This is a genomic window from Mesorhizobium sp. 128a (assembly GCF_053848025.1).
Genome location: NZ_JBSPKY010000014.1, coordinates 146,602 through 169,536, shown reverse-complemented (window position 1 = coordinate 169,536; position 22,935 = coordinate 146,602). Strand labels below are relative to the sequence as shown.

The following is a 22,935-nucleotide window of genomic DNA, read 5'->3' as shown; positions in this document are numbered from 1 at the left end:
CCCGGCGATAGATCGCGCTAGTGAACTGGAATATCGAAGATCGCCATGTCCTGGGTCTCGTCGGCAACGCCGCCGACCTTTCCGGCAGGGGTCGCGTAGCCGCTCGTGCCGCAATAGAAAGAGGGTCGAAACCGACCATAAGGTCGTTCTCCCACCGAATTGGCGCCGACAACATAGGCTGATTTCAAATGCGTCGCTGCATCCACAGCAAACCCGGTTGCATTGAAACCGGGCTTGCCACACTCCGCAGGCGTACCAGCTGTGACCCCCCAAGGAACGATGACAAGATTGGGCTTTAGCGTTTTCAAAGCGTCCAGTGTCGAGGGGTCAAAGGTATATGCATCGGCACAAACCAGCATGCCGACACGCCCAAACGGAGTCTTTGCTACCTCAACATCGCTGAGCGGACCCGGTGTGTAGCTGCAGCCTTTCGATCCATATCTAATTGGACATTCGCTGAATGCGTTCTTGATCACGTTGTGCTGACGGTAGTGCAACGCTGTATGTCCCTGGGGATCGATCAGTATGCCGGAATCGAACACTTCAAACGTAGGTGGGTCGGCTGCTATCTGCCGGCCTCGTTCCGCCAGGCCCGCCGCGACCCAGATGCCAGCCTGTTTCGCAATGTCTGCAAAAGCGGCCTGAGATCTACCGGGTATCGGCTCCGCTTCATAAAACACGTTTGGATTGAGCCATCCGAAAACCGATTCTTCCGGATAGACCACTATCTCGGCGCCTCGATCCTTCGCGCCCTTCGCATAGCTCAACATGGCCGCGAAATCGCCAGCCTTGGAGCTATCCAATTGAATAACAGCCACCCGCACTGGCAGGGCAGCCTCATCAGCCTTTACCGGGCTCGCCAGAAGCCACAAACCTGCAACCAAGAAAAGCGGCGTACGCATCATCGCATTTGTCCCTGATATCAAGGCGCTATAGCTGGTCACCTTGCGGGTCCGGCAGCCTTGGCTGGCTGTGCGATATCTCGTCCTTCGAGTGGAGATGATCGTTGACCTATCCGGGTGATCCGCTGCTTTTACGTTACTGGGCAAAGACAGGAGCAGTTTCGGCCCCAACTCACGTCTGTGCTATTTCTTTTTCTTTTTCTCGCGCTTCCATATCGGCCCCCATCGGTCGTCTACCTCGCGCTGAAATTTGAGGTAGGCTTTCCATGCCTTCTCATTCGTCTTGTGAATATTGATCTGGATGTAGTCAGCGCGAAGGCGATCCAGGATAGTCCCGATGCCTGCCGCCATACTATGCCGCCCAGCGTCGATTTCGTCCCACGCTGCTTGGAGCTTGGTCGTCAGTGGCATGTCGCCGGGGTTGCTGAATATGTGCGCCTTGCCGCTCGATGTCTCATGATACTCGTTATGATGGGCCAACGCCGCAAGCCAGCCCGCGTCGAGTTTATCGACTGCATCCCTAAGCACCGGATCATAAACACTGAAGAGGCTGTTGGAGACGACGCCATGGAAGTTCTCGTGGAACCATAGCGCCTTGTCCGAGATCATGTGAGGCAGGTTCTCAATATGCTGCTGAAGTGTCGGCAAATGCAGGGTCTCCATCAGCCAGCGCATGTTTTCAATGTCATGATCGTGCTCGATTTTCTCCCGCGACAGACCTTTGAGCTCAGCTGGCCGCTTGGGGTTGCTGTCGAGCACCGCCTTGATGGCTGCTTCTAGAAAGTCGCTGAGGTCGTCACACTTCGACGAGGAATCGGATTCCGCGTACTGGTAAGGATTCGCTCGGTTCTGGATGAAGTCGAAAGGCAAATCGGTGGGAAAATCCCCGATCGCCTCGTTGAACAGAAGTATGACGCGATCCCAACCCAATGTGGCAACTGCGTATCCGAGTTCATAGCCGACGTTGGGATTGGGGCAGGGACGCTTTGCGCCCTTCGGGGTGACGGTTGTTATGTCGGCGATGAAGATCGCCGACTCCTCAATCTTCTCGAGAATCTTGAGTGCAATGTTCGGGCTGCCGCTCGTGTCGCGGGTCGCTTCATCCGGAACGAGTTTGAGCGTCGGATTGGCCTTTTTTAACCGCTTGCATGCCTTTGCAAGCGCCTTTCGTATCGCATTGAGGTTAGTCTTCCTTGGCGAATCGCTTTGCCAAGAATAGAAGATACGCGTCGACGTCTTGTTCTTCTTCATGTCATCCCAAAAGTAGGCAGTTTCGTTTGTAGAAGCAAAATCGCTAAGATGGAGCACCTTCTAATATGCCGGTTTGTGCTTGTCCAATTCGCGGGCTTAGAACGAACATGGTTGAATATCGCGGTTCTCCGCAAACCTATAATCGCCCCATATTCCGTACGACGTCGAGGCTATGGCAATACGGGTTCGGGCGATATTGAACGCGGCTGAGAATAACCCTTTCCACGGTATTCAAAGGTAAAGCCATGCCCCAACAAAACATTGCAATAGTCGGTGCTGGGCCCAAAGCAGCGGCAATTGCCGCGAAAGCGTATTGCCTTCGACAAGAAGGTGTCGCCATTGCTGTGACTGTTTTTGAGCGATCCGAGGTCGGCGCCAACTGGACAGGCCGGCACGGCTATACCGACGGCGAACAGCGACTCTGCACGCCCGCTGAACGGGATCTAGGCTTTCCCTACCAGCGGACGTTCGGCGAAGAAGCCGCAACTCTCATGCAGTCTCGTTTCTCATGGAACAGCTTTCTTGTCAGCCAGACCAATGCAGGTCGCTACGCAGACTGGGTCAACCGCGGGCGCCGCCCACCTACTCACTCGGATTTTGCCGGTTATCTTTCATTCGCCTTAGACCGGTCCGCCACATCACCACTGATTGGGCGTGTCACCAAACTCATCGACAAAGGCGGTACTTGGACAATACGTCAAATTGAGAAAGAGACAGGCGACGTGGTCCATTACGACGGGTTTCATGGAGTGGTCTTTACCGGCCCGGGGCCAGCATCGAAGAAACCGGTGCAGGTCAAGGATCCGCGAGTCCTATCGGGTGTTAATTTCTGGAGTTTCCTGGCCCGTGTGCGAAAAATGGTCGATAATTTGAAGCAGGATAACCCAATCGTAGTGATCGGCGGTGGCGGCACAGCGGCGGCAATTACGGCATGGCTAATCCGCGCGGGCATCAAGAAGCCAATCTTACTTCTCAACAACCAAGCTATGCTCTTTACCCGCACGACAAATTTTTTTGAGAATAGCTTGTTTGACGACGATCAGACCTGGCCTGCGCTGAGCCCTGCCGATCGCACAGCCTTTACACAACGCCTCAACCGTGGGGTCGTTTGGGAAACGGTCACGCATCTTCTCAGCGACGCCGAGAATCTCACGCTTATGCCGGGAAGGGCCACCAACATCCGCCATGCGGGCGGCACAGGCGCGCACGCGCTAGCCGATCTCGAAGTGGAATACGTGAACGAGCAAGGCACCCACGCAATTGCTGCAGGGATGGTCATCGACGCGACCGGCTTCGATCCTTGGGCGTTTGAAGTGTTCGCGCCCGATGAGATGCGAAACGAACTTGTTTCAGCGCGACGCCAGGATCTTATGAGCAGAATGCGCGAGGACTTGTCATTGCCTCTCGACGCTTGGCCAAAAGTTCACCTTCCCGGTCTTTCCGACGCACTGGGTCCGGGGTTCGGATCCCTCATGGTGCTGGGCGCGATGGCGGATCGCATCCTGCGGCCCTATTATGACGTTGCACGCACTTGAAAAATTCATGACGCACCTGTACATATGTACAGGTCATGGAGGCGACTATGAGTGACAGCACTGATAACATGGTCTTGAGAACTCTATATCTGCCGCGCGATCTGGATCAGGCGCTCAAGTCTGCCGCTCTCCGTGGCGCGCGCAGCAAGGGCGATGTCATCCGCGAACTGATTTATGCAGGATTGAAAGTCATGCGTGCGGATCCCGGCAGCTATTTTGCCGAGCCTTCGAGTCCAAAGAAGCCCGTACAGCTGAAGACCCCAAATCGTTCAGTTGTGGCCAAGGCGAAATCACGAGCCGTTCGAAGTGGTAAGAAGGTTGTCGCGGCTTAACGTCCTCGATCGAAGACGGATTTTCTCTGCTTAATCCAATGCTGGGGGCGTGGCCGGCAGGGAGCCCATGGGCTAGGAGCATCCCTTGCCGTCAGATACATCGATGCCAGCAAATCGCTCCACCAAGATCGGACCTACGACACCGCCTATGGCGCTGCCAGAGGTAGCTGCTCCAAGGAGTTGGCGAAACTGGCATGCATACCTCGACGGCGCCTCTCGGCTTGGCATCGTCGAGTCCAGTCTATTCTCCGACGCCTGGTTCGTTGCTGACGCTAAGGGGCACGGTCCGTACAGCATCATAAACACTGTGGCCAGCACTACCCATGGTGGAGGGCTATACGAGTGGAAGCCGGCGCTCGTTCTGAGGGTCGAGTATTGCCTCCGCGGCGAACGCCCCGATATGTCGGCGACCGTTGCCGAGCATTATCATGGAGGATCGCTCGAAGATGAAGTCGCGGCGCTTCTAGCGCTCATTCTCGGTGTCCGCATTGTTGCCGGACCGATTGAACGCGAGTTTGATGATCATGGTGATCCGCTAGGCCGACCACGCACTCACTCCGCAGGCAGCCTCCCGATTTTGCCACCGCGTTTGCGCAGGCCACAAATCCCCAATCTGCTTGGCCAACGCGACTTACGTGAGATCAGCCTGCTTGGGACGCTACCGAAGATCCCCGCTGCAGCTGCAACCGCACTCATTAAGAGTGCGCGCAGCTATCAGCAGGCCCTCTGGATGGCGGACGCTGCACCTGAGCTTGCTTGGCTCCTATTCGTATCTGCGATCGAGACGTCTGCGGGATTCTGGGATGCGGCAGAACTGAAGCCGGCCGAACGGTTAGAGCGAAGCTATCCTCGCCTTGTCCGGTTGCTTCGTAACAACTCACAGGATGGATTGATCGACCTAGTCGCCCAAGAGATGCACAAAGTGATTGGAGCTACCAGCAAGTTCACCAGCTTTTGCAGGCGCTTCAAGCCTGACCCACCGGCAGATCGCCCTCTGATTGGAAGATTCGATTTCGACGATCCGAGCTACCGCGATGCGATAGCAAAGGTGTATGACTATCGGTCTAAAGCGTTGCACGGTGGAACGCCATTTCCGCATCCCATGTGCCAGCCCCCACGCATCTACGGTGATGACCAGGCAGTTGAAGAAAAACCATTTGGGCTTGCCGCGTCGTCACTCGGTGCGACGTGGCTCGCCGAGGATCTCCCGATGCACCTTCACCTGTTCGCGCACATCACTCGAGGTACTCTGCTCAATTGGTGGCGCACACTAGTGGAACCTGCGATATAGCCCGGGTTTCTGCAGGCTTTGCAGTACGAGATTGCGGTTCCGAATCGTCCGAAGACCGCCTAACAACACTTGGACTCCGCGAACTCGACGGAGTGTTGCCTTGGCCAGGACGTCGGAGGGTAGATAGGACTATGCGTTGCCGGCGAACGGGGGCCGCAACGTTCCTCCTATGTCCTGATACCGTGACGGTACTTTTCTTCAGCCAGATTTCCGTGTTAGGTGCGGGAGAGAACAGGCGGAAGCTCCGATTGACTCCGATAATACACGAAACCTCGAAAAAAATTTCGCCACAAATTTCCCTTTAAAATCAATACTGTAAGTTTTTGACGGGCCCTGGGTCGGCTCTCGGTGCCATAGGAAAGAAAAAACCCAGCTAGATCAATGGCCTAGCTGGGTCATAAACAATTCAGTGGCAATATTGATGCCGGAAACAGTTGTCGGTACGTCATCGAGCCAAGACCGACTGCAGCCGAGGCCAAGGGGAGTCAAATTGCGTGAGGATCTATGGTATCGGCGTATCGCCTAGGGCATGTCCCTGAGCTCGTAGAAAAATGTGCCACATAATGTGCTACCTATTGTGATACAAATCGAGCTCAGAAGCAGCGAAAAACATAATAGAAACAATAGTTTGATGACCGGATCGATCCCAGCCAACGGTACCACCATATCAAACAATCAGAACGTGCTCCTTGAACCCTCCCTTTCCTCCGGCTCTGTGGACCTTGGACAAGATCGGCTTGCCGGGGGAAACCGACTCGGTTGGAATGGGAGTATGCATCCTTTGCCGGATGCAGACGTTTACGATTACCAACCGGCATAGTCGCTAGGGAATGGCAGTATGAGTGAACATGCGATCGAGTTCTTGCGCGAGTGGATTGGCGACCATTGCCAGCATTCGCCGGTAAAGACCGAAAAGCAGGCCGAAACCCTCGCCAGGGAATGTGCGGCCAAGGCGGCTGAGGCCGGTATTCCCCTGGAGGACATCCAGGAAGAAGTCGGCGACATCCAGGAACTGATCGCTTCGCGGCTCGAAGAGGCGGCCGAGGCCGATCAGGGCAAAGCGAATTCGGACAAGCCGTCCGAATGACGTCTCTTGCCCGGCCGCACGAGCCGGGCTCTGCATCTATCCGAACCGATCCTTTAGCCATGCTTTCGGCAGCGCCGGCACGAAATTGCCGTCGCGCCCGCTCATGTCCTCATTGGCGACCAAGGCGTTGAGGATTGCCTCCTCCACGCCTTGCACCACCGCATCGAAGAACGGGTCGATATCGACATCCGGAATGTAATCGGCGCTTGCCGTCTGTCCTGACGGCGCAAGTGCTGCTTGCGGATTGGCGGTGGTGAAGGCCAGGAAGATGTCGCCCGAACTGTGGTAGCCGAAGCCACCGGTCATCGCGATCCCGAGCGGCACACGCCTTGCCAGCCGCTTCATCTGATGCGGCAGGAACGGCGCGTCGGTGGCGACGATGGCAATAATCGAGCCCTTCTCGGTGCGCTGCGTCCCTTCGCGGATCGCCGGCTCCGCCAGATCGGGCCCGACGCGCGCGCCGCGCAGCGTGAAGTTGCGCCGCTTGCCGAAATTCGCCTGCACGAACACGCCGACCGTATGCCTGATACCTTGCCATTCGACGATGCGCGACGCCGTGCCCGAGCCGGCCTTGAAGCCGAAGGCGATCATGCCGGTGCCGCCGCCGACGCTGCCTTCCTCGATCGCTCCGCCCGTAGCCCCGTCGAGCGCGGCTTCGACATGTTCGAAGCCGACATGATGGCCGTTGATGTCGTTGAGGAAGCCGTCATAGGTTTCTGCCGCCACTGGCAGGCCCCAACCGCTGTCGAGTGCGGCCGGCAGTACGCGCTGCATCCAGCGCAGCGTGCCGTCACGGGTGACGCCGCAGGAATGCGTGTTGGTGATGGTCACCGGCAGGTTGAAGGCGCCGACCTCCTCGATAATGTGCGAGCCCGTCAGCTCGCCATTGCCGTTCTGGCTGAACACGCCGGCAAACACCGGCGTGGCGAGTTCGGCCAGCGGTCGCGGCAGGATGGCGGTGACGCCGGTGCGCACCGGCCCCGTGCCGACATCGAGCGGCCCATCGCCTGAGATCAGTGTCGCGTAGCCGACGCTCACACCTGGCACATCGGTGATGGCATTGAAGCGACCCGGCATGCCGTCAAAGGCAATGCCGAAAGTACGGGCGCGCGGTTTGCCGGCCGGCGTTTGAAGATGCGGGTCGTGTCCGGTCATGCCGTCCTCCAGAGCAATTTCGGAAAAGTGTGAAACGGTTTTCCGTCCGGAATTGCGTCAAGACAACAGATAGAGCGGTTCGTCGTTTCTGAGAAACGATGAACTGCCCTAGAATAGCGAGCCCTGATTGCCCGGTTCTTTTGGTTTGCTGGGAGCCGCCTTGGTGGCCGCGGGCTTGCTGGCAAGAGGCGTGGCCGCCGGTTTGGCGACTGCCTCAGGCTGCCCTGTACCGCCGGCCGCAACTGCATCCGTGGTGCCGTCGGCGAATTCCAGTTGCAGCGCTGCCCCTGGCGTCACGTCAGCCGCCAGCTTGATCACCGCGCCTTCGGCGTCCTTCACCAGCGCGAAGCCACGCGCCAGCACTGCTTTGTGCGACAGCGTTGCGAGCAAGCGGTCGGCCTGCGTCAATTGTCCGCGCAGCCGGTCCAGCCGTCGCGACACCGCCTGATCCTGACGGCGCGTCAGTGCGGCCAGCGTGTCCGCCTGCAATTTCTGTCGCCTTGCGATCGGCGTCGGCGATAGTCTTGCCGACGTACGGGAAAAGCGTGATCGCCGTTCGCGTACGATGGCGAAGAACGCCGCCTGCGCGCGGGCGAGATCGCGGCCGATCAGCGTGCGGGCCTCGTTGATGCGCCTGGACAAGGTCGCGGGCGTCAGCCGGTGCCCGCCGAGCTTCGCCTTCTTGCGCTCGATGCTGACGGACAGCGCCCGGCCGAGCCGGCTGGTCGCCTCGTCCAGGCGCCGCCGAGGCAGCGCCAGCAACTGGTCGGGCGAGGGCAGTGCGCGGGCGGCTGCACGGGAGGCCTGCCGCTTGCGTTCGAAATTGCGCAAGGTGGCCGCTTTGAGCCTTGCGCCAAGACTGGCAAGCGTCGCTTCGAGATCGGCTTTTACCGGCACCGCGATCTCCGCGGCACCCGTCGGCGTCGGCGCCCGCATGTCGGCGACGAGATCGATCAGCGTCCAGTCGGTCTCATGGCCGACGGCGGAAATAATCGGGATGCGCGAGGCTGCGACCGCGCGCGCCAGCCCTTCATCGTTGAACCCCCAGAGATCCTCGAGGCTGCCGCCGCCGCGCGCTACGATCAGAAGATCGGGCTGTGCAATGGCGCCATCCCAGGCCTGCGCGTTGAAGCCGTTGACGGCGGCGGTCACTTCCGCGCCCGCCGTCTCGCCTTGCACCCTGACCGGCCAGACCAGCACATGCAGCGGAAAGCGGTCCTTGATGCGGTGGATGATGTCGCGGATGACCGACCCCGTCGGCGAGGTGACGACGCCGATGACGCGCGGCATGAACGGCAGCCGGTGTTTGCGGCCGGTATCGAACAGGCCTTCGGCCTGCAGCCGCCGCTTGCGCTCTTCCAAGAGCGCCATCAGCGCGCCGGCGCCGGCAGGCTCGAGATTGTCGATGACGATCTGGTAGTTGGATTTGCCGGGATAGGTCGTGAGCTTGCCGGTGGCGATCACCTCCATCCCTTCCTCGGGACGAAATTTCAGCCGGCTCATCGTGCCCTTCCAGACCACGGCATCGAGCCGCGCGCGATCGTCCTTTAGCGTGAAATAGGCATGGCCGGAGGAGTGCGGCCCGCGATAGCCCGAAATTTCGCCGCGCACCCGCACATGGCCGAAGACATCCTCGACCGTGCGTTTCAGCGCGCCGGAAATCTCGCTCACCGTATATTCGGTGGCGTTGGTGCGTGATTCGGATGCCGCGTCGCTCATCGGCCGATTGGGGGACGGTTTGTCCGCCCGCGTCAAGGGCGCTGCAATAAGGCCGTTGCAATCATTGCCGGTTTCATAACGCGATCTTAAGGCGGATTTGATTGGCTCTGCGCAGGGAAAAATGGCTCACGACGCAAAAGATGGCCCAAGACACATGAGCGCACGCGCGCACCGCAGCCCGTTGACGGTCCAGGTCACCGTGACGGTGCTGACGCTTGCCGTTTTTGCGCTGGCAATGGTCGTCGGTTTCGGCCTCTACGCCACCATGCAGGCCGACCGCGTTTCGCTCGAGCGGCAGAAGATCTTCTTCGCCAACGGCCTCCAGGATCAGATCGCAACCGTGGAGCGTGAACAGGAAAGCATCGCCGTCTGGGACGACGCCGTCACCAATGCCAAGGCCGGCAATCAGCAGTGGATGGTCGAGAACATCAGCGTCTGGATGTATTCCTATTACGGGCACAACCGGGTCTATGTGCTGGACGACGCCAACCGCCCGATCCATGCGATGCGGGAGGGGCAGGTGGTGGCGCCGGCCGCCTATGACGAGGACGAGCCCGCGCTGCTGCCGATGATCGTCAGGTTGCGCCAGCTGATCGGCGCGGCGGATGCAAACCAGGCCGGCGATCCGGCCAAACTGGTCGCCGAAGATCTGGTGTCGCTCGGGGGCAAGCCGGCCATCCTCAGTATCATGCCGCTGGTGCCGAGTTCGGACCGGCTCACCCAGGCGCCCGGCAGCGAATATCTCCATGTTTCCGTGGAGTTCATCAACGACGTCGTGATAGGCAGGATCGCTGAAAAATATCTGCTGGCGGGCGCGCATCTGCTGCCGCTGTCGCAGCCGGTCGGCTCGGCCGCCATTCCGCTGCTTGATTCGCGTGGCGTCATCCTGGGCTATATCGGCTGGGACCAGGAACGGCCCGGCCTGACGCTGGTGCGCAAGGCCGGCCCCGCATTGATCCTGGCAGCGCTGCTCGCTGCTAGCGTCCTGGCATTCCTTCTCAGGCGCCTGCGCCGGGCCTCGTCCGCGCTGCAGACCAGCCAGGACCAGGCACAATATCTCGCCTTCCACGATACGCTCACCGGCCTTCCCAACCGGGCGCTGTTCGAGGACAGGCTGCGGCGCGCCTTGCTCACCACCGGCCACGAAACCGGCAAGGTGGCGCTGCTTTACCTCGACCTCGATCGCTTCAAGCATGTCAACGACACGCTCGGTCATCCGGCCGGCGACGAGCTTGTGCGCCAGACCGCCGCCAGGCTCCAGCTCATCACCCGCGAGGTCGACACTGTGGCGCGGCTCGGCGGCGACGAATTCGCCGTCGTCCTGATCGATGTCCGCGATGTCAGAAGTGCGGAGGATGTTGCCGACAGGCTGCTGCAAAAGCTGCAGGAACCCTTCAAGCTGATGGACGATCAGGTTTTTGTCAGCGCCAGCATCGGCATCGCGCTGTCGACCGGGCCCGATGCGGAGGCCGACGACCTGTTGCGCAAGGCCGACATCGCCCTCTACGAGGCCAAGAAGAATGGCCGTAGCCGCTACCAGGTCTTCGCCGGCGATATGGACGATCTGTTGCTGCGGAAACGCAAGGTCGAAAGCGCGCTGCGCGAGGCGCTGGCTGGCGGGACCGACATCAAGCTCGCCTATCAGCCGGTTTTTGGCACTGACGGCAGAAAGATCCTCGGCGCCGAGGCCCTGATCCGCTGGGGCCACGAGGTGCATGGCGCACTGCCGGCGGCACAATTCATAGCCATCGCCGAAGAACGCGGCATGATCGGGCAACTCGGCAGATGGGTGTTGCTCGAAGCCTGCCGCTTTGCCGCCGGCTCCGCATTGCCCTGGATAGCCGTCAACGTGTCGCCGCTGCAGTTACGTGATTTCGGTTTCGCCGACGAGGTTGCCTCGATCCTTGCCGAGACCGGGCTGGCGCCGGAACGCCTGCAGATCGAGATCACCGAAAACGTGCTTCTCGAAAACAACGATGCGACCAGGACGGCGCTGGCGGCTCTGCGCCAGTCGGGCATTGGCATCGTGCTCGACGATTTCGGCACCGGCTATTCCTCGCTGAGCTATCTGCGCCGTCACGCCATCGACAAGCTCAAGATCGACCGCTCCTTCGTGCGGCTTCTCGACGGCGACGGCAGCCCGGTGGCGATCGTCAAGGCGCTGATCGACCTTGCCGTCGCGCTTGGTGTCGAAGTCACCGCGGAAGGCGTCGAAACCGAGCAGCATAAGGCGCAGCTTGTCGGCATGGGTTGCCACCAGCTGCAGGGCTACCTTCTGTCGCCGCCGCTCGAGCCGGCGCAATTGCTGGCTTTAGCGGACCTGTCGTCAGGCGGCGACGTTAATAAGCAGACTGCCGCCCGCGCCTGATTGTTACCAGCCTGGCAGGATCTGGTTTGGCTTGGTCCGCTTCATCTTGGCGAAGGCGAGCGCGGCGAAGTCGAAGCTGCCCGCCTCATCGCCGAGCGGCACCGAGATGTTGTCGAGGCTTTCCGAGATATGGCGGGCCAGAGCGTCGACGATCTCCGGCCGCGAGGTCTGGCCGCGCATGATGCCGATGCGGCAATCAGGGAGCGCCCCGAAGCCGTCGGCTTCGCCCAGCACCCGCATGCCGGGCCTGAGCGCGCATTCCGGCAGCACCGAGATCGCCAGGCCAGACAGCACCGCAGCGGTGATGACGGTTGCCGAGAAGCTGGTGAACAGGATGCGATAGTCGCGGTTCTGCCGGTCGAGTACATCGACGGCGGCGCGCCGCCAGATGCAATTCGGCCGGCCGAAAGCCATCGGCAGGACTTCCTGTTCATGTGTGGCATGGTTGGCCGAGGTAACCCACAGAAGCGGTTCGCGCCGCACCACTTCCGACTGGCCGCGCGTGTCGTTGTGCGTCACCAGCGCCAAATCAAGATTGCCGCGCTTGATATGCTCGACCAGCCCTGGCGTCGGCTCGCAGATGACGGTCAGCTCGACACGCGGGTTGGAGCGCGTGAAGCGCGCCATGATCTCGGGCAGGAAGCGGTCGGCATAGTCGTCGGGCGTGCCGATGCGGATGGTGCCTTCGAGCCGCCGGTCATCAAAGGCGGCCAGCGTCTCGCGGTTGAGATAGAGCAGGCGCCGCGCATAGGAGAGCAGCTTGTCGCCTTCCTCGGTCAGCCTGTTGGTGCGGCCATCCTTTTCGAACAGCGGCTTGCCAATCCGCTCTTCCAGCCGCCGCATCTGCATCGACACCGCCGACTGGGTGCGAAGCACTTCCTCGGCCGCGCGGGTGAAGCTGCCGGTATCGGCAATCGAGATGAAGGTCTGCAACTGGTCGAGATCGAGTGGCGCTTTCATCGGTCCAATCCATCACTAGCGTTGATGCTAAAGATTAGAAACATTCGTTGGATTAATCAATCGGCTCATGGCAAATTCGAATTGTCCACATGAATGCATGTGAATCGAGACCGGAACGGCGCTTCTCCCAGGCGCTGTTTGCCCGGCTCCGTCCGCTCGACTCCGAAGGAGACTGACATGGCTACGTATGATTTCGCCACAGAGACCTCGCGCATAACCTCGCGTCCGGCCGTTGCGACGCGCGTGGCCAATGCTCTTCTCAACGCCTTCCAAGCCTGGAAAAATCGCCGCGCCTTCTATCGCCTTGGCGAGATGTCGGACGCCGAGCTTGCCGACATCGGCCTGACGCGCGCCGACCTCCATGTTGCCATCGATGTGCCGTTCGGCGGTGATCCGACCGTGAAGCTGCGTGCGATCGCGAGCGATCGTGTCGACACGATCGAAAATCTTGTCCGCCAGGTAGTGTGATATCAGGCGCCTTGTTTCGGTGGCCGTGAACCTTTTTCAGGCTCGCGGCAACCAAGGAGTATAGCAGGCTCCCCACTCCCTGCCGGTTCCCCGCTGGCCAGCCTGCGTACTGCCCGGTCCTCCTCCAGGACCGGGCTTTTCTTTTAGGTGAGCTGAATCTCAACTCACCTCAGCGAGAAGCCTCTATCGCCGGTCCATGTCCCGCTTGAACTGGTCGAAGATCGATTCCACGCCCTTCTGGTATTCGTCGCGCTGCTGAGCACCGGTCTCGAACATCTTGCCGAAAATATCGTCGAACGGATTCCGTGGCCTGCCGCTCGGATTGGCCTGCGGTTGCGGCGCCTGGCGCTGCTTGGCCTGGGGCTGCGGCGCTGGCTGCTCGCTTGGCTGCCCACCGGGCAGACCGAAACCACCGCCACCACCTTGCCGCAGCATCTCCTCAAAAATCTTGCCCAGCGGGTTGTTGCCGTAGGGACTCTCAGTCTGTTGCGGCTGCGTTGGCTGCGGCCGCCCCTGCGGCTGTTGCGCCGCGCCCCCGCCGAACATGTCCTGCAGCACCTTGCCGAGCGGATTGTCGCCATAGGGATTGGGCGCTTGCTGCGGCTGGCTTTGCGGCTGTTGCGCGCCGCCGCCGAACATGTCCTGCAGCACCTTGCCGAGCGGGTTCTCGCCGTAAGGATTGGGTGCTGGCTGCGGCGCAGGCTGCGTGCCGCCTCCGGCCTGCCGCATCATCTGCTCGATGATCTCGCCGAGCGGATTGCTGCCACCGCCGAAGCCGCCGGCGGCCTGCATCTGGTTTGTGGTCTGCTTGAACAGTCCGCCCATCACCATCGAGGCGATGGCAGGCAGCATCTGCTGCAGGATCTGCTGGCTGACGCCGGTCGCCTGCGCTGCCTGGCTGGCCACGGCGCGCGAAAGCTCCTTCGAGCCGAACAGATGACCCAGAATGCCGTTGCCTTCATTGACGCCTTGCGGCGAGAAGGCCCTGGTCACGTCCTCGAAGTACTTGGCGTGCTGGCCGCTGGCCATCGCCGTCATGAAGGCACCGAGCCCGTAGGGATCGGCCGTGTTGCGTTGCAGCCCTTGCGAGAAAGCGGGCAGCAGCGCGGCGACCGCCGCCTGCGTCTGCTGCATCGAGAGCCCATACTGCTGGGCAAGCGCCTGCATGCCGTTGCCGTTCTGCGCCTGTGCCAATATGTCGAACAAGGTAGGCATCGGTTTCTCCTCCGGGAAATCCTTGGGAGAACCTAGTTCGTTTCGATGTTCGATTGAAGCGGCTTTTGCCGCTCCTCAAGGCGCGCAGTTAATAGGCATATTCCATGAACACCGGCTCGATCGAACCGCCCCAGCGCGTGTGGTAGGCCGACAGCATTTCCTCGGCGCTGGTGGTCCCGCGCGCCACGACTTCGTCGAGCGTGTTGAGGAATGAGGTCTCGTCATAGCCGTCGCGGTTTTTCTTGCCGCGGTTCTTCAGGCCCATGCGTGAAATGGCCATCACGTCGCGGGCGATCTCACGCAGCGTCGTGTTGCGGAACGGCGCCGAAATGCCTTGTTCCGGCACCGCATTGCGCATCGCCAGCGTTTCTCCATAGGTCCAGCTCGAGGTCAACGCTTCGGCGGCGTCAAGCGCTGCTTCGTCATAGAGCAACCCGACCCAGAAGGCCGGCAGCGCGCAGATGCGCCGCCACGGTCCGCCATCGGCGCCGCGCATTTCGAGAAAGCGCTTCAAACGCACGTCCGGAAACAGCGTCGACAGGTGGTTCGCCCAGTCGCCCATGGTTGGCAGCCCGTCCGGCACCTCATTACGGGCAGCACCAGCCATGAACTGGCGGAAGGTGACGTGCGTCATGTCGTGATAGTGGCCGTCGCGGATGACGAAATACATCGGCACGTCGAGCGCCCATTCGACATAGTCGGCAAAACCGAACTCGGGCGAGAAGCAGAATTCGAGCAGGCCCGAACGCTGGTTGTCGGTGTCGCGCCAGATGTCGCCGCGCCAGCTCTGCAGCCCGTTCGGCCGGCTGTCGGTGAAGGGCGAGTTGGCAAACAGCGCCGTCGACAGGGGCTGCAGCTTCAGCGACACCTGCATCTTGCGGCGCATGTCGGCTTCGCTCTCGAAGTCGAGGTTCACCTGGATGGTGCAGGTGCGATACATCATGTCGAGACCCTTGGTGCCGACCTTGGGCATATAGCGGGTCATGATCTCGTAGCGAGACTTCGGCATTTTCGGCGTCTCGGCAAGCGACCATTTTGGACTGCCGCCGAGGCCAAGAAAGCGGATGCCCATAGGCTCGGCGATCTCGCGCACCTGCGCCAGATGCGCATTGCCCTCGCGGCAGGTCTGATGGATCGACTCCAGCGGCGCGCCGGACAGTTCGAACTGGCCGCCAGGCTCCAGGGAGATGGCGCCCTGGCCGGTCGGCTCGACCAGGCCGATGATGCGGCCATCATCGATGATCGGATCCCAGCCAAGCTTGTGCTGCATGCCTTCGAGGATGGCGCGGATGCCGCGCTCGCCGCCATAGGGCACCGGCGCGTTGCCGTCGACATAGAACGGGAACTTCTCGTGCTCGGTGCCGATCCGCCACTTGTCGCGCGGCTTGTTGCCTTCGGCCAGGTGTTCGACCAGTTCGTCGAAGTCTTCGATCGGCCGGAAATCGGTAGTGTCGCGCGCCATTTTTAGCCCTCAAAGGCGGTTGGACCCCACCGCCGGCGCTAAATGGACGAAATGTCAGTAGCCGATCAAGCGAAAAATCCTGAGCCACAGGTCAAGAGGAATTGAACGGCAGCGGTGAACCTTCTTCCGTCCCGAAGGGAAAAGGGGAAGAGCTCACCAATCTCCGATCGTTGCTTGCATCACCGCAAAGGCGGCCACCGCTGCTGTATCGGCGCGCAGGATGCGTGGGCCGAGCGGGATGGCGGTGACGAAGGGGAGCGCCCGCAGCATCTTGCGCTCCTCATCGGAGAAGCCGCCCTCCGGCCCGACCAGCAGCGCCAGCTTCTTTTCCTTGATCGCCTGCAATGCCGGCAGCGGATTGTTGGTCGAGGCGTCCTCGTCGCAGAAGATCAGCCGCCGTTGCTTGTCCCAGCCGGAGAGCAGACGCTCGAATTTCTCGGCATCACGCACCTCCGGCACCGCCAGTATGCCGCATTGCTCGGCCGCCTCGACGACATTGGCGCGCAGGCGCTCGATGGAGGGCTTTGCCACTTGCGTGTGCTGGGTGATTACCGGCTGCAGGATGCCGGCCCCCATCTCCACCGCCTTCTGCACGAGATAGTCGAGCCGGCCCTGCTTCAGCGGCGCGAAGCAGTAGATCAGATCGGGCAGCGGCGGTTGCGGCCGCTGCGGGACCAGAACTTTCAGCCGCACCGCCCTCTTCGACCCGGCGGCAATCGCCGCCGACCACTCGCCGTCGCGGCCGTTGAAAACCAGGATCTCAGCGCCTTCTCCGAGCCGCAGCACATGCATGAGATAATGGCTCTGCTGCTGGCCGGCATCGAATTCGATATCGGGTGCGAGATCGTCCGGCACGAACAGCCGCTGCATCTTGTAATTGGCGCGCATCGCCGAGGAATGGGCGAGGCGGTGTCTGGCGTCAAGTCTCGGCGGAAGGATGCCACACCGGCTCAAAGCCCTGCCGCAGTACCGAAATGGTCGTGGCAGGGGTGAGCAGGCGCAGCTGCCGCCCGGTAACGCTGCCGAAGGCAGCTGGATCGCCATAGCCCGCAAACGACCAGGGCAGTGCCTTGCAGCCGCGCAGCGCATAGGCGGTGACGCTATCTCCGATCATTGTTCCGTCGGGCAACCCGGAAAGCTCCTCCGCGGTAACAGCTGGTGGCTTTCCCCCCGACGCCAGCCGCTCCTTGTGCAAGCGCTTGTCGACCATTGGCGCGCGCGGTTCGGTTATGCCGACCGCTTTGCCGAAGCGGCCGACAAAATCCGTGGCTCGCTCACGCCGGCAATAGAAACAAGGCCGATGCCCGGCCGCCAGCGCCGTCACCTCGTCGAGGAAGAACAGCTCGGTCCAGCCGGCCTTGCCGCCGGGCCTGTTCCTGCCCATCGGCTCGCGCCGAACGTCCCGGAATTGGCAGACGCAGATGATCCAGGCCGGCAAAGCCCAGCGCTTCTTCAGCAGCGTCTTGGTCTGCGGGTCGTGGATGATGCCGCGGTTGCCGGTAAGCAGGCCGCGCTCCGGCACGGCATGGATGGCGCCGAACGGGTCGACCCGGTTTTGCAGTGGCATAGTTCTCTCCCGAATGCGCATCTTGGCTGCAATGCTGGCGACATGATATCGCTCGTCCCGTCATTTCATGTCAGCAGGGTTTCCGTATGCGGGTGCTGGTGGTCCAGAACTACGACAACACCGGCCTCGGCCAGGTGGGCGCGGCGCTTGCCGAAGCCGGCGCCGATCTCGACCTGCGCCGGCCCTACAAAGGCGATCCGCTGCCGGACGACGCGACTGGACACGATGCCATGGTGATGCTCGGCGGTGGGCAGAACGCGCTGGCCGACGACGACTACCCCTATTTCCCCGCACTGCTCGACCTTACCCGCGATTTCGCCGCCAAGGATCGCTCGGTGCTCGGTATCTGCCTCGGCGGCCAACTGGTCGCCCGCACCTTCGGCGGCGAGAACCAGATCGGCGGCGCCTCGGAATTCGGCTGGCACAAGGTGTCGCTGACGCCGGATGCCAAAACCGATCCGGTGCTCGCCGCACTTCCCCAGGACTTCCCCATCTTCGAATGGCACGACGATACCTTCGCGCTCCCTGCAAATGCGGTGCGGCTCGCCGGTAGCGAAATTGCCGAGAACCAGGCGTTTCGCATCGGCCGCGCCGTCTACGGCTTCCAGTTCCACTTCGAGGCCGACCGGCCGATGGTGAAGGACTGGAGCACATCCTTCGCACCGCTCATTGCCGAGCGCCATCCCGACTGGCACGACCGGCTTGATGCCGAAATGGCCCGCAACGGTCCCGACGCCGATGCCGCCGGCCTCGCCATTGCCCGCGCCTGGGTGGCGACGATCTGAGCCCCGGCGCGGAAGCCGGCCGTTGCATAATTGGCACGCGGCGGTGAATCCGCCGGGGACAACATCTTTCATCCTTGGTTTGTGGCCGAACGCTAGCCTACAAGGCGCGCGCTCTGCATCGGCAATGCAACCGCGATGAACCTTTTGTGTGATCCGCGCGACACACCGCCGATACAGAATCGACCTACAAGCGCGAAATCGTCGAAACTTTGAGACGAATTCTCCGTTTCAACCCATTGGTAACCGCCTCGTGCCCAGATGCAGGAAGCTCAACAAGAGATGACGTCCGTGAAAGCAGCGCTTCTGTCCTTTGTCATGCTGTCTGCCATCGTGCTGTGCGGTCTCGGCATTTATTCCGCCGATGCAGCCAACAACCATCAGGCCGTCGACGGCTACGGCGTCACCGCCGCGCTCCGTTAAAACGCTTTTCCTTGCACCGTCAGGATACGCTTGTCGGCGCCGTCCACGGCGAGCGCGCTGAGCATGCCTGACTGCCAGGCGAGCGTGTCGACATTGACACGGTTCGGCATCAGTTCGGCCTCCGGCACCGGCGTGTGGCCGTGCACGACCACTTTCGGGTAAAGCCCCGGATGGTTGTGGAAGACGTCGCGGATCCAGACCAGATCCTGCGGGCTCTGGCTGTCCAGCGGCACATCCGGTCTGATGCCGGCATGGCAGAAGAAGAAATCGCCGAAAATCAGTGACAATTGCAGCGACCGCAGGAAGTCGACATGGGCTTGCGGCACTGCATTGACCAAGTCAGCGTGGCCGCGCCGCACTGCGTCCGCCTTGCCGAACCAGCGTGCGTCTCCAATCAGGTCAACGCCATAGGATTGTGCCGTCTGCACGCCGCCATAGCGCATGAACAACCCGTCCGGATCGGGCTCCGTGAGGAAGTCCAGGAAGCCGATGTCGTGGTTGCCGGCCAGCATCAGGTTGCGTGGATCGCGCTTTTGCGCCTCGATCAGGAAGTCGAGGACGCTTTTTGAATCCGGCCCGCGATCGACATAGTCACCGAGATGGATGATGCGGCAATCGGCGGTCGGCTTATATTTGAGCTCACTCTCTATGCGGCGGTGCATGGCGGCGAGCAGGTCGTGCCGGCCATGCACGTCGCCGATCGCATAAAGGCGCATGCCGTCCGGCGCGCGTGCGTCGAGATAGTGGATGCCGGTCTCGGTCAAGGCTGGCGTGGTCTCCGTGATCCCAGCGAGGCTAGGGCCAATCGGTGAACAAGACCCTAGCGCCGCAACTGACCCTTGCCCATGTCGGTCACCAGGCGCTTGCCGCACAGTGCCAGCGTGATGTCCATCTCCTTGCGGATGATCTCCAGCGCCAGGGTCACCCCTTCCTTGCCCATGGCGCCGAGACCGTAGAGGAAGGGACGGCCGATATAGGTGCCCTTGGCGCCGAGGCACAGCGCCTTCAGCACGTCCTGGCCCGAGCGGATGCCGCCATCCATATGCACCTCTATTCTGTCGCCGACGGCATCGGCGATTTCTTCCAGCGCCATGATCGAGGACGACGCGCCATCGAGCTGGCGCCCGCCATGGTTGGAAACGACGATCGCATCGGCGCCGGTCTCGACCGCCATCAGCGCGTCCTCCTTGTCGAGAATGCCCTTCAGGATCAGCTTGCCGCCCCAGCGTTCCTTGATCCAGGCGACATCCTTCCACGACAGATGCGGGTCAAACTGCTCTGTCGTCCATGATGCCAGCGAAGCGACGTCGCCAACGCCCTTGGCATGGCCGACAATGTTGCGGAAGGTGCGGCGCTTGGTTCCGGCAATGCCCAGGAGCCAGCGTGGCCGCATGGCGATATTGGCAATGTTGGCCAGCGTCATCCTGGGAGGCGCCGACAGCCCGTTGCGGACATCCTTGTGGCGCTGTCCCAGGATCTGCAGGTCGAGCGTCAGCACCAGTGCGGAGCATTTCGCCGCCTTCGCCCGGTCGATCAGGTCGAGCACGAAATCCTTGTCGCGCAGCACGTAGAGCTGGAACCAGAACGGCTTCCTGGTCACCGACGCCACATCCTCGATCGAGCAGATGCTCATGGTCGACAGCGTGAACGGCACGCCGAATTCCTCCGCCGCCTGCGCCGCCAGCATCTCGCCGTCGGCATGCTGCATGCCGGTCAGGCCGGTTGGGGCAAGCGCCACCGGCATTGCCACCTTTTCGCCGATCATGGTCGATTCCAGCGAGCGGTTGCTCATGTCGACCAGCACGCGCTGGCGGAACTTGATCTTGCCGAAATCCTCCTCATTGGCGCGGTAGGTGCTCTCGGTCCAGGCGCCGGAATCGGCATAGTCAAAGAACATCTTCGGCACCCGCCGGCGCGCAAGATCCTTGAGGTCGGCAATGGTGAGGATGTCGCTCATGGTGGTTCTCGCGGGTTCGCTAGTTTGTTGCTTTTGCGCCGTCGCCGGCGTCGGAGCGCTGCTTGAGCCTGAGTCGCGAGACGCGCTGCCAGTCGCCGCTGCGTTCGGCCTCGAGCATCGAGCGTTCGACATAGGAGATGTGGTCCATCGCCGCCTGGCGGGCAGCAGCCGGATCGCCGGCCTTCACCGCTCCGTAGATAGCCCGGTGCTGGGCCAGCAGTGCCTCGCGCGCGCCGGGCACAGTGAACACCAGCAGCCGATTCTGGAATACGCCTTCCGACAACAGCCGGTAGCAGGAGCGCAGCGTGTGCAGGAGGATGATGTTGTGCGCGCATTCGCACACCGCATGGTGGAACTCGACGTCGATCTCCGCCTCGTCGTCGAAATTGCCGGTGCGGTGCGCCTCGTCCATGCGCGCCATGATGCGGTCGAGCAGCGCAATGTCGTCTGCTGTCGCGCGCCGCGCCGCATATTCGGCCGCCACGCCTTCGATCTCGCGGCGATATTCCAGATAGTCGGTCACCGCCTTGCGGTGCATGGAGATGAGGTCGGTTACCGGCTTGGTGAACAATTGGCCGATGACATCGGCGACATGGGTGCCGCCGCCGGCTTTGGTGGTCAACAGCCCGCGCCCCTCCAGCGCCTTCAGCGCGTCGCGCAGGATCGGCCGCGACACGTCGAACTGGCGCGCCAGTTCGCGCTCGCCGGGCAGCCGGTCGCCGGTGCGCAACACGCCTTCGAGGATCAGGTTTTCGATCTGCTGCACGACCTCGTCGGCGGTGCGCGAATGCTCGATCCTGGAGAAAATATCGCTCAACGGGGCGCCTGGGAAATCCTGCCTAGAGCATGATGCCGAAAAGTGTGAAGCGGTTTTCGGAACGACATCATGCTCTACTTCTTCGATTGAGAATGTCGCGCAGATTAAAGCCAGTGTCGCCAACTGGTCAAATTATTTATCCAATTCGCCCGGTCGGGTCGGCTTCAGCGCCGCGCCGGCGAAATCGCTTCGGCTAAACTTTGCTGTTTACGCGCCTCATCGATTGTCTCAAGAGGACACGACAACACGAAGGGTCGAGAACAGGGGGACCAGCCGTGTCGGACGAGACGTCCAACCTCGAATTCCAGCCGCGCGCCCAGGGCAGCGTCATGGGCTTTCCCGCGCATGAGGGACGGCCCGGCGCGCTGGGCGAGGTGCATGCCCGCCCGCATCCACTGGTCGAGAAGCCGCGCGTGTTGATCCAGCTGTCCTTCATGACCGAGGGCGGTTCCGGCGTCGACATGGCGGTGCTTTCCGAACTGTCGCGGCGCCTGGGCATTGCCGCGCCCGACCGCCAGGCCCGCCACCACGCCATGAAGTGGGGCAAGGGCACGCTGCGCTGGGAGCGGCACACCGAATTCTCGACCTATCTGTGGGAAGGGCCGCTGGCCGAAAGCGGCCGCGGCCAAGAGGACTCGCCCTTCGGCAACGGGTTTTCGCCGCCGGGAACGGTCATCTCCGGCATCCGGCTGGAGATCCGCAAATGGACGCAGACCAGTGAGAGGCTGATCGCCGGCTTCGACCCGACCAGCCTGTGCTATTCGCTCGTCGAGCGCGGCAACGCGGCAATCGTCACCGATTTCCGTCAGGACGGCGACGGCATGACCCGCATGCTGGTGCTCGACCGCGGCCTGACGCCGGCCAGCACCGGTGCGCTGTCGCAGCGGCTGATCGACATCGAAAACTACCGGACGCTGGCCATGCTCGGCCTGCCGCTGGCAATGACTCTGTCCGGCCGCGCCCGCCGCATCGAGGACCGGCTGGCGCAGACCACGCTGGAGATGAAGGTCGCCGAGACCCGCGACAGCCAGACGCTGCTCGCCGATCTGACCGAACTTGCCGCCGAACTGGAGGCCGATGCTGCCTCCAGCCTCTATCGCTTCGGCGCCAGCCGCGCCTATGACGGCATCGTGCGCGAGCGGCTGGAGGCGCTGGAGGAAGAGGCGGTGCCCGGTCACGACACCTGGGGCGGCTTCCTGCAGCGCCGCGTGGCACCCGCCATGCGTACCTGCCGTTCGGTCGAGGAGCGCCAGGCCAATCTGTCGCGAAAACTCACCCGCGCCACCACGCTGCTGCGCACCTGGGTCGATGTCGAGGTCGAAAAGCAGAACCGCGATTTGCTGGCCTCGATGAACAACCGCGCCCGCCTGCAACTGCGCCTGCAGCAGACAGTGGAAGGCCTCTCGGTCGCTGCCGTCTCCTACTATGTCGTCGGCCTCATCTCCTATCTCGCCAAGGGCGCCTCGATCTTCGGCCATGCCTTTGCGCCTGAAGTCGTGACCGCCGCAGCCGTGCCGGTCGCCATCCTGCTGGTCTGGTGGGGCGTACGCCGCGTGCGGCGGATGCATTCCGAGCCAGTGAAATATCCGGGCGAGTAATCTCCCCCCTCGAGGGGGAGATGTCGCCGAAGGCGACAGAGGGGGT

Annotated in this window: 21 protein-coding genes; 9 read left to right on the top strand and 12 right to left on the bottom strand. The window is 61.8% G+C overall.

The window, feature by feature from the left end:
* Positions 1-17: 17 nt before the first annotated feature.
* Entirely contained in the window at positions 18-944 is a 927-nt protein-coding gene (locus tag ACWTU9_RS22870) for a carbon-nitrogen hydrolase family protein (RefSeq protein WP_455860261.1), read from the bottom strand.
* 141 nt (positions 945-1,085) lie between these two features.
* Positions 1,086-2,153, bottom strand: a complete 1,068-nt coding sequence (locus ACWTU9_RS22865) for a hypothetical protein (protein ID WP_455860260.1) — start codon at positions 2,151-2,153, stop codon at positions 1,086-1,088.
* 245 nt (positions 2,154-2,398) lie between these two features.
* Here ACWTU9_RS22865 and ACWTU9_RS22860 point away from each other — a divergent pair, with 245 nt between their 5' ends.
* The 4 genes from ACWTU9_RS22860 (at position 2,399) to ACWTU9_RS22845 (ending at position 6,398) form a co-directional block, all read left to right on the top strand.
* Positions 2,399-3,688, top strand: a complete 1,290-nt coding sequence (locus ACWTU9_RS22860) for a SidA/IucD/PvdA family monooxygenase (protein ID WP_455860259.1) — start codon at positions 2,399-2,401, stop codon at positions 3,686-3,688.
* A 47-nt stretch (positions 3,689-3,735) separates the two neighbouring features.
* The gene (locus tag ACWTU9_RS22855) at positions 3,736-4,020 is read left to right on the top strand and encodes a hypothetical protein (protein ID WP_455860258.1); all 285 of its coding nucleotides are present in this window, start codon (positions 3,736-3,738) and stop codon (positions 4,018-4,020) included.
* A gap of 400 nt (positions 4,021-4,420) precedes the next feature.
* Complete coding sequence (locus ACWTU9_RS22850; protein ID WP_455860257.1) at positions 4,421-5,311, top strand: hypothetical protein; 891 nt, start codon at positions 4,421-4,423, stop codon at positions 5,309-5,311.
* Positions 5,312-6,149: 838 nt separating this feature from the next.
* On the top strand, positions 6,150-6,398 hold the full coding sequence (locus tag ACWTU9_RS22845; protein ID WP_454577445.1) for a hypothetical protein: 249 nt from the start codon (positions 6,150-6,152) through the stop codon (positions 6,396-6,398).
* A gap of 36 nt (positions 6,399-6,434) precedes the next feature.
* On the opposite strand, the gene ACWTU9_RS22840 is transcribed toward ACWTU9_RS22845, so the two are convergent.
* Both ACWTU9_RS22840 and xseA read right to left on the bottom strand, forming a co-directional pair.
* Positions 6,435-7,553: a DmpA family aminopeptidase gene (locus tag ACWTU9_RS22840; protein ID WP_455860256.1), complete on the bottom strand. Its 1,119-nt coding sequence runs from the start codon at positions 7,551-7,553 to the stop codon at positions 6,435-6,437.
* 108 nt (positions 7,554-7,661) lie between these two features.
* On the bottom strand, positions 7,662-9,272 hold the full coding sequence (gene xseA / locus ACWTU9_RS22835) for an exodeoxyribonuclease VII large subunit (protein WP_455860255.1): 1,611 nt from the start codon (positions 9,270-9,272) through the stop codon (positions 7,662-7,664).
* Between the two features lie 154 nt (positions 9,273-9,426).
* Between xseA and ACWTU9_RS22830 the strand changes: the two genes are divergently transcribed.
* Positions 9,427-11,640 carry a bifunctional diguanylate cyclase/phosphodiesterase gene (locus tag ACWTU9_RS22830; RefSeq protein ID WP_455860254.1) on the top strand — a complete coding sequence of 738 codons (2,214 nt, stop codon included), beginning with the start codon at positions 9,427-9,429 and terminating at the stop codon, positions 11,638-11,640.
* Between the two features lie 3 nt (positions 11,641-11,643).
* On the opposite strand, the gene ACWTU9_RS22825 is transcribed toward ACWTU9_RS22830, so the two are convergent.
* Positions 11,644-12,600, bottom strand: a complete 957-nt coding sequence (locus ACWTU9_RS22825) for a LysR substrate-binding domain-containing protein (protein ID WP_454577449.1) — start codon at positions 12,598-12,600, stop codon at positions 11,644-11,646.
* A 177-nt stretch (positions 12,601-12,777) separates the two neighbouring features.
* Between ACWTU9_RS22825 and ACWTU9_RS22820 the strand changes: the two genes are divergently transcribed.
* Positions 12,778-13,068 carry a DUF1127 domain-containing protein gene (locus tag ACWTU9_RS22820; RefSeq protein ID WP_455860253.1) on the top strand — a complete coding sequence of 97 codons (291 nt, stop codon included), beginning with the start codon at positions 12,778-12,780 and terminating at the stop codon, positions 13,066-13,068.
* Between the two features lie 183 nt (positions 13,069-13,251).
* Here ACWTU9_RS22820 and ACWTU9_RS22815 read toward each other — a convergent pair whose 3' ends face one another.
* From ACWTU9_RS22815 to ACWTU9_RS22800, 4 genes are all read right to left on the bottom strand, one after another.
* A complete protein-coding gene (locus ACWTU9_RS22815; RefSeq protein ID WP_455860252.1) occupies positions 13,252-14,283 on the bottom strand; it encodes a DUF937 domain-containing protein in 1,032 nt (343 codons plus the stop codon).
* 88 nt (positions 14,284-14,371) lie between these two features.
* On the bottom strand, positions 14,372-15,745 hold the full coding sequence (locus ACWTU9_RS22810) for a glutamate--cysteine ligase (protein ID WP_455860251.1): 1,374 nt from the start codon (positions 15,743-15,745) through the stop codon (positions 14,372-14,374).
* 153 nt (positions 15,746-15,898) lie between these two features.
* Positions 15,899-16,633, bottom strand: coding sequence for a 16S rRNA (uracil(1498)-N(3))-methyltransferase (locus ACWTU9_RS22805; RefSeq protein WP_455860250.1), 735 nt, complete (start codon positions 16,631-16,633; stop codon positions 15,899-15,901).
* Between the two features lie 31 nt (positions 16,634-16,664).
* The gene (locus ACWTU9_RS22800) at positions 16,665-17,312 is read right to left on the bottom strand and encodes a hypothetical protein (RefSeq protein ID WP_455860249.1); all 648 of its coding nucleotides are present in this window, start codon (positions 17,310-17,312) and stop codon (positions 16,665-16,667) included.
* An 86-nt stretch (positions 17,313-17,398) separates the two neighbouring features.
* On the opposite strand from ACWTU9_RS22800, the gene ACWTU9_RS22795 reads away from it, so the two are divergent.
* Together ACWTU9_RS22795 and ACWTU9_RS22790 are read left to right on the top strand one after the other, a co-directional pair.
* A complete protein-coding gene (locus ACWTU9_RS22795) occupies positions 17,399-18,097 on the top strand; it encodes a type 1 glutamine amidotransferase (protein WP_455860248.1) in 699 nt (232 codons plus the stop codon).
* 279 nt (positions 18,098-18,376) lie between these two features.
* Positions 18,377-18,517, top strand: coding sequence for a hypothetical protein (locus tag ACWTU9_RS22790; protein ID WP_006206855.1), 141 nt, complete (start codon positions 18,377-18,379; stop codon positions 18,515-18,517).
* On the opposite strand, the gene ACWTU9_RS22785 is transcribed toward ACWTU9_RS22790, so the two are convergent.
* The 3 genes from ACWTU9_RS22785 to ACWTU9_RS22775 are packed head-to-tail and all read right to left on the bottom strand — an operon-like array spanning position 18,514 to position 21,291.
* Positions 18,514-19,281 carry a metallophosphoesterase gene (locus ACWTU9_RS22785; protein ID WP_455860247.1) on the bottom strand — a complete coding sequence of 256 codons (768 nt, stop codon included), beginning with the start codon at positions 19,279-19,281 and terminating at the stop codon, positions 18,514-18,516. The two genes, ACWTU9_RS22790 and ACWTU9_RS22785, sit on opposite strands and share 4 nt — an antisense overlap.
* Before the next feature lie 56 nt (positions 19,282-19,337).
* Entirely contained in the window at positions 19,338-20,474 is a 1,137-nt protein-coding gene (locus tag ACWTU9_RS22780) for an alpha-hydroxy acid oxidase (RefSeq protein WP_455860246.1), read from the bottom strand.
* A gap of 19 nt (positions 20,475-20,493) precedes the next feature.
* Positions 20,494-21,291, bottom strand: coding sequence for an FCD domain-containing protein (locus ACWTU9_RS22775; RefSeq protein ID WP_455860245.1), 798 nt, complete (start codon positions 21,289-21,291; stop codon positions 20,494-20,496).
* A 275-nt stretch (positions 21,292-21,566) separates the two neighbouring features.
* Between ACWTU9_RS22775 and ACWTU9_RS22770 the strand changes: the two genes are divergently transcribed.
* Complete coding sequence (locus ACWTU9_RS22770) at positions 21,567-22,889, top strand: DUF3422 family protein (protein ID WP_455860244.1); 1,323 nt, start codon at positions 21,567-21,569, stop codon at positions 22,887-22,889.
* Positions 22,890-22,935: the final 46 nt, after the last annotated feature.

Coding starts and splice junctions, on each gene's coding strand:
- ACWTU9_RS22820 (WP_455860253.1), top strand. CDS start 12,778: ATGGCTACGTATGATTTCGCCACAGAGACCTCGCGCATAACCTCGCGT.
- ACWTU9_RS22860 (WP_455860259.1), top strand. CDS start 2,399: ATGCCCCAACAAAACATTGCAATAGTCGGTGCTGGGCCCAAAGCAGCG.
- ACWTU9_RS22800 (WP_455860249.1), bottom strand. CDS start 17,312: ATGCCACTGCAAAACCGGGTCGACCCGTTCGGCGCCATCCATGCCGTG.
- ACWTU9_RS22780 (WP_455860246.1), bottom strand. CDS start 20,474: ATGAGCGACATCCTCACCATTGCCGACCTCAAGGATCTTGCGCGCCGG.
- ACWTU9_RS22855 (WP_455860258.1), top strand. CDS start 3,736: ATGAGTGACAGCACTGATAACATGGTCTTGAGAACTCTATATCTGCCG.
- ACWTU9_RS22865 (WP_455860260.1), bottom strand. CDS start 2,153: ATGAAGAAGAACAAGACGTCGACGCGTATCTTCTATTCTTGGCAAAGC.
- ACWTU9_RS22830 (WP_455860254.1), top strand. CDS start 9,427: ATGAGCGCACGCGCGCACCGCAGCCCGTTGACGGTCCAGGTCACCGTG.
- ACWTU9_RS22810 (WP_455860251.1), bottom strand. CDS start 15,745: ATGGCGCGCGACACTACCGATTTCCGGCCGATCGAAGACTTCGACGAA.
- ACWTU9_RS22790 (WP_006206855.1), top strand. CDS start 18,377: ATGACGTCCGTGAAAGCAGCGCTTCTGTCCTTTGTCATGCTGTCTGCC.
- ACWTU9_RS22825 (WP_454577449.1), bottom strand. CDS start 12,600: ATGAAAGCGCCACTCGATCTCGACCAGTTGCAGACCTTCATCTCGATT.
- ACWTU9_RS22795 (WP_455860248.1), top strand. CDS start 17,399: ATGCGGGTGCTGGTGGTCCAGAACTACGACAACACCGGCCTCGGCCAG.
- xseA (WP_455860255.1), bottom strand. CDS start 9,272: ATGAGCGACGCGGCATCCGAATCACGCACCAACGCCACCGAATATACG.
- ACWTU9_RS22850 (WP_455860257.1), top strand. CDS start 4,421: ATGTCGGCGACCGTTGCCGAGCATTATCATGGAGGATCGCTCGAAGAT.
- ACWTU9_RS22845 (WP_454577445.1), top strand. CDS start 6,150: ATGAGTGAACATGCGATCGAGTTCTTGCGCGAGTGGATTGGCGACCAT.
- ACWTU9_RS22815 (WP_455860252.1), bottom strand. CDS start 14,283: ATGCCTACCTTGTTCGACATATTGGCACAGGCGCAGAACGGCAACGGC.
- ACWTU9_RS22805 (WP_455860250.1), bottom strand. CDS start 16,633: ATGCGCGCCAATTACAAGATGCAGCGGCTGTTCGTGCCGGACGATCTC.
- ACWTU9_RS22840 (WP_455860256.1), bottom strand. CDS start 7,553: ATGACCGGACACGACCCGCATCTTCAAACGCCGGCCGGCAAACCGCGC.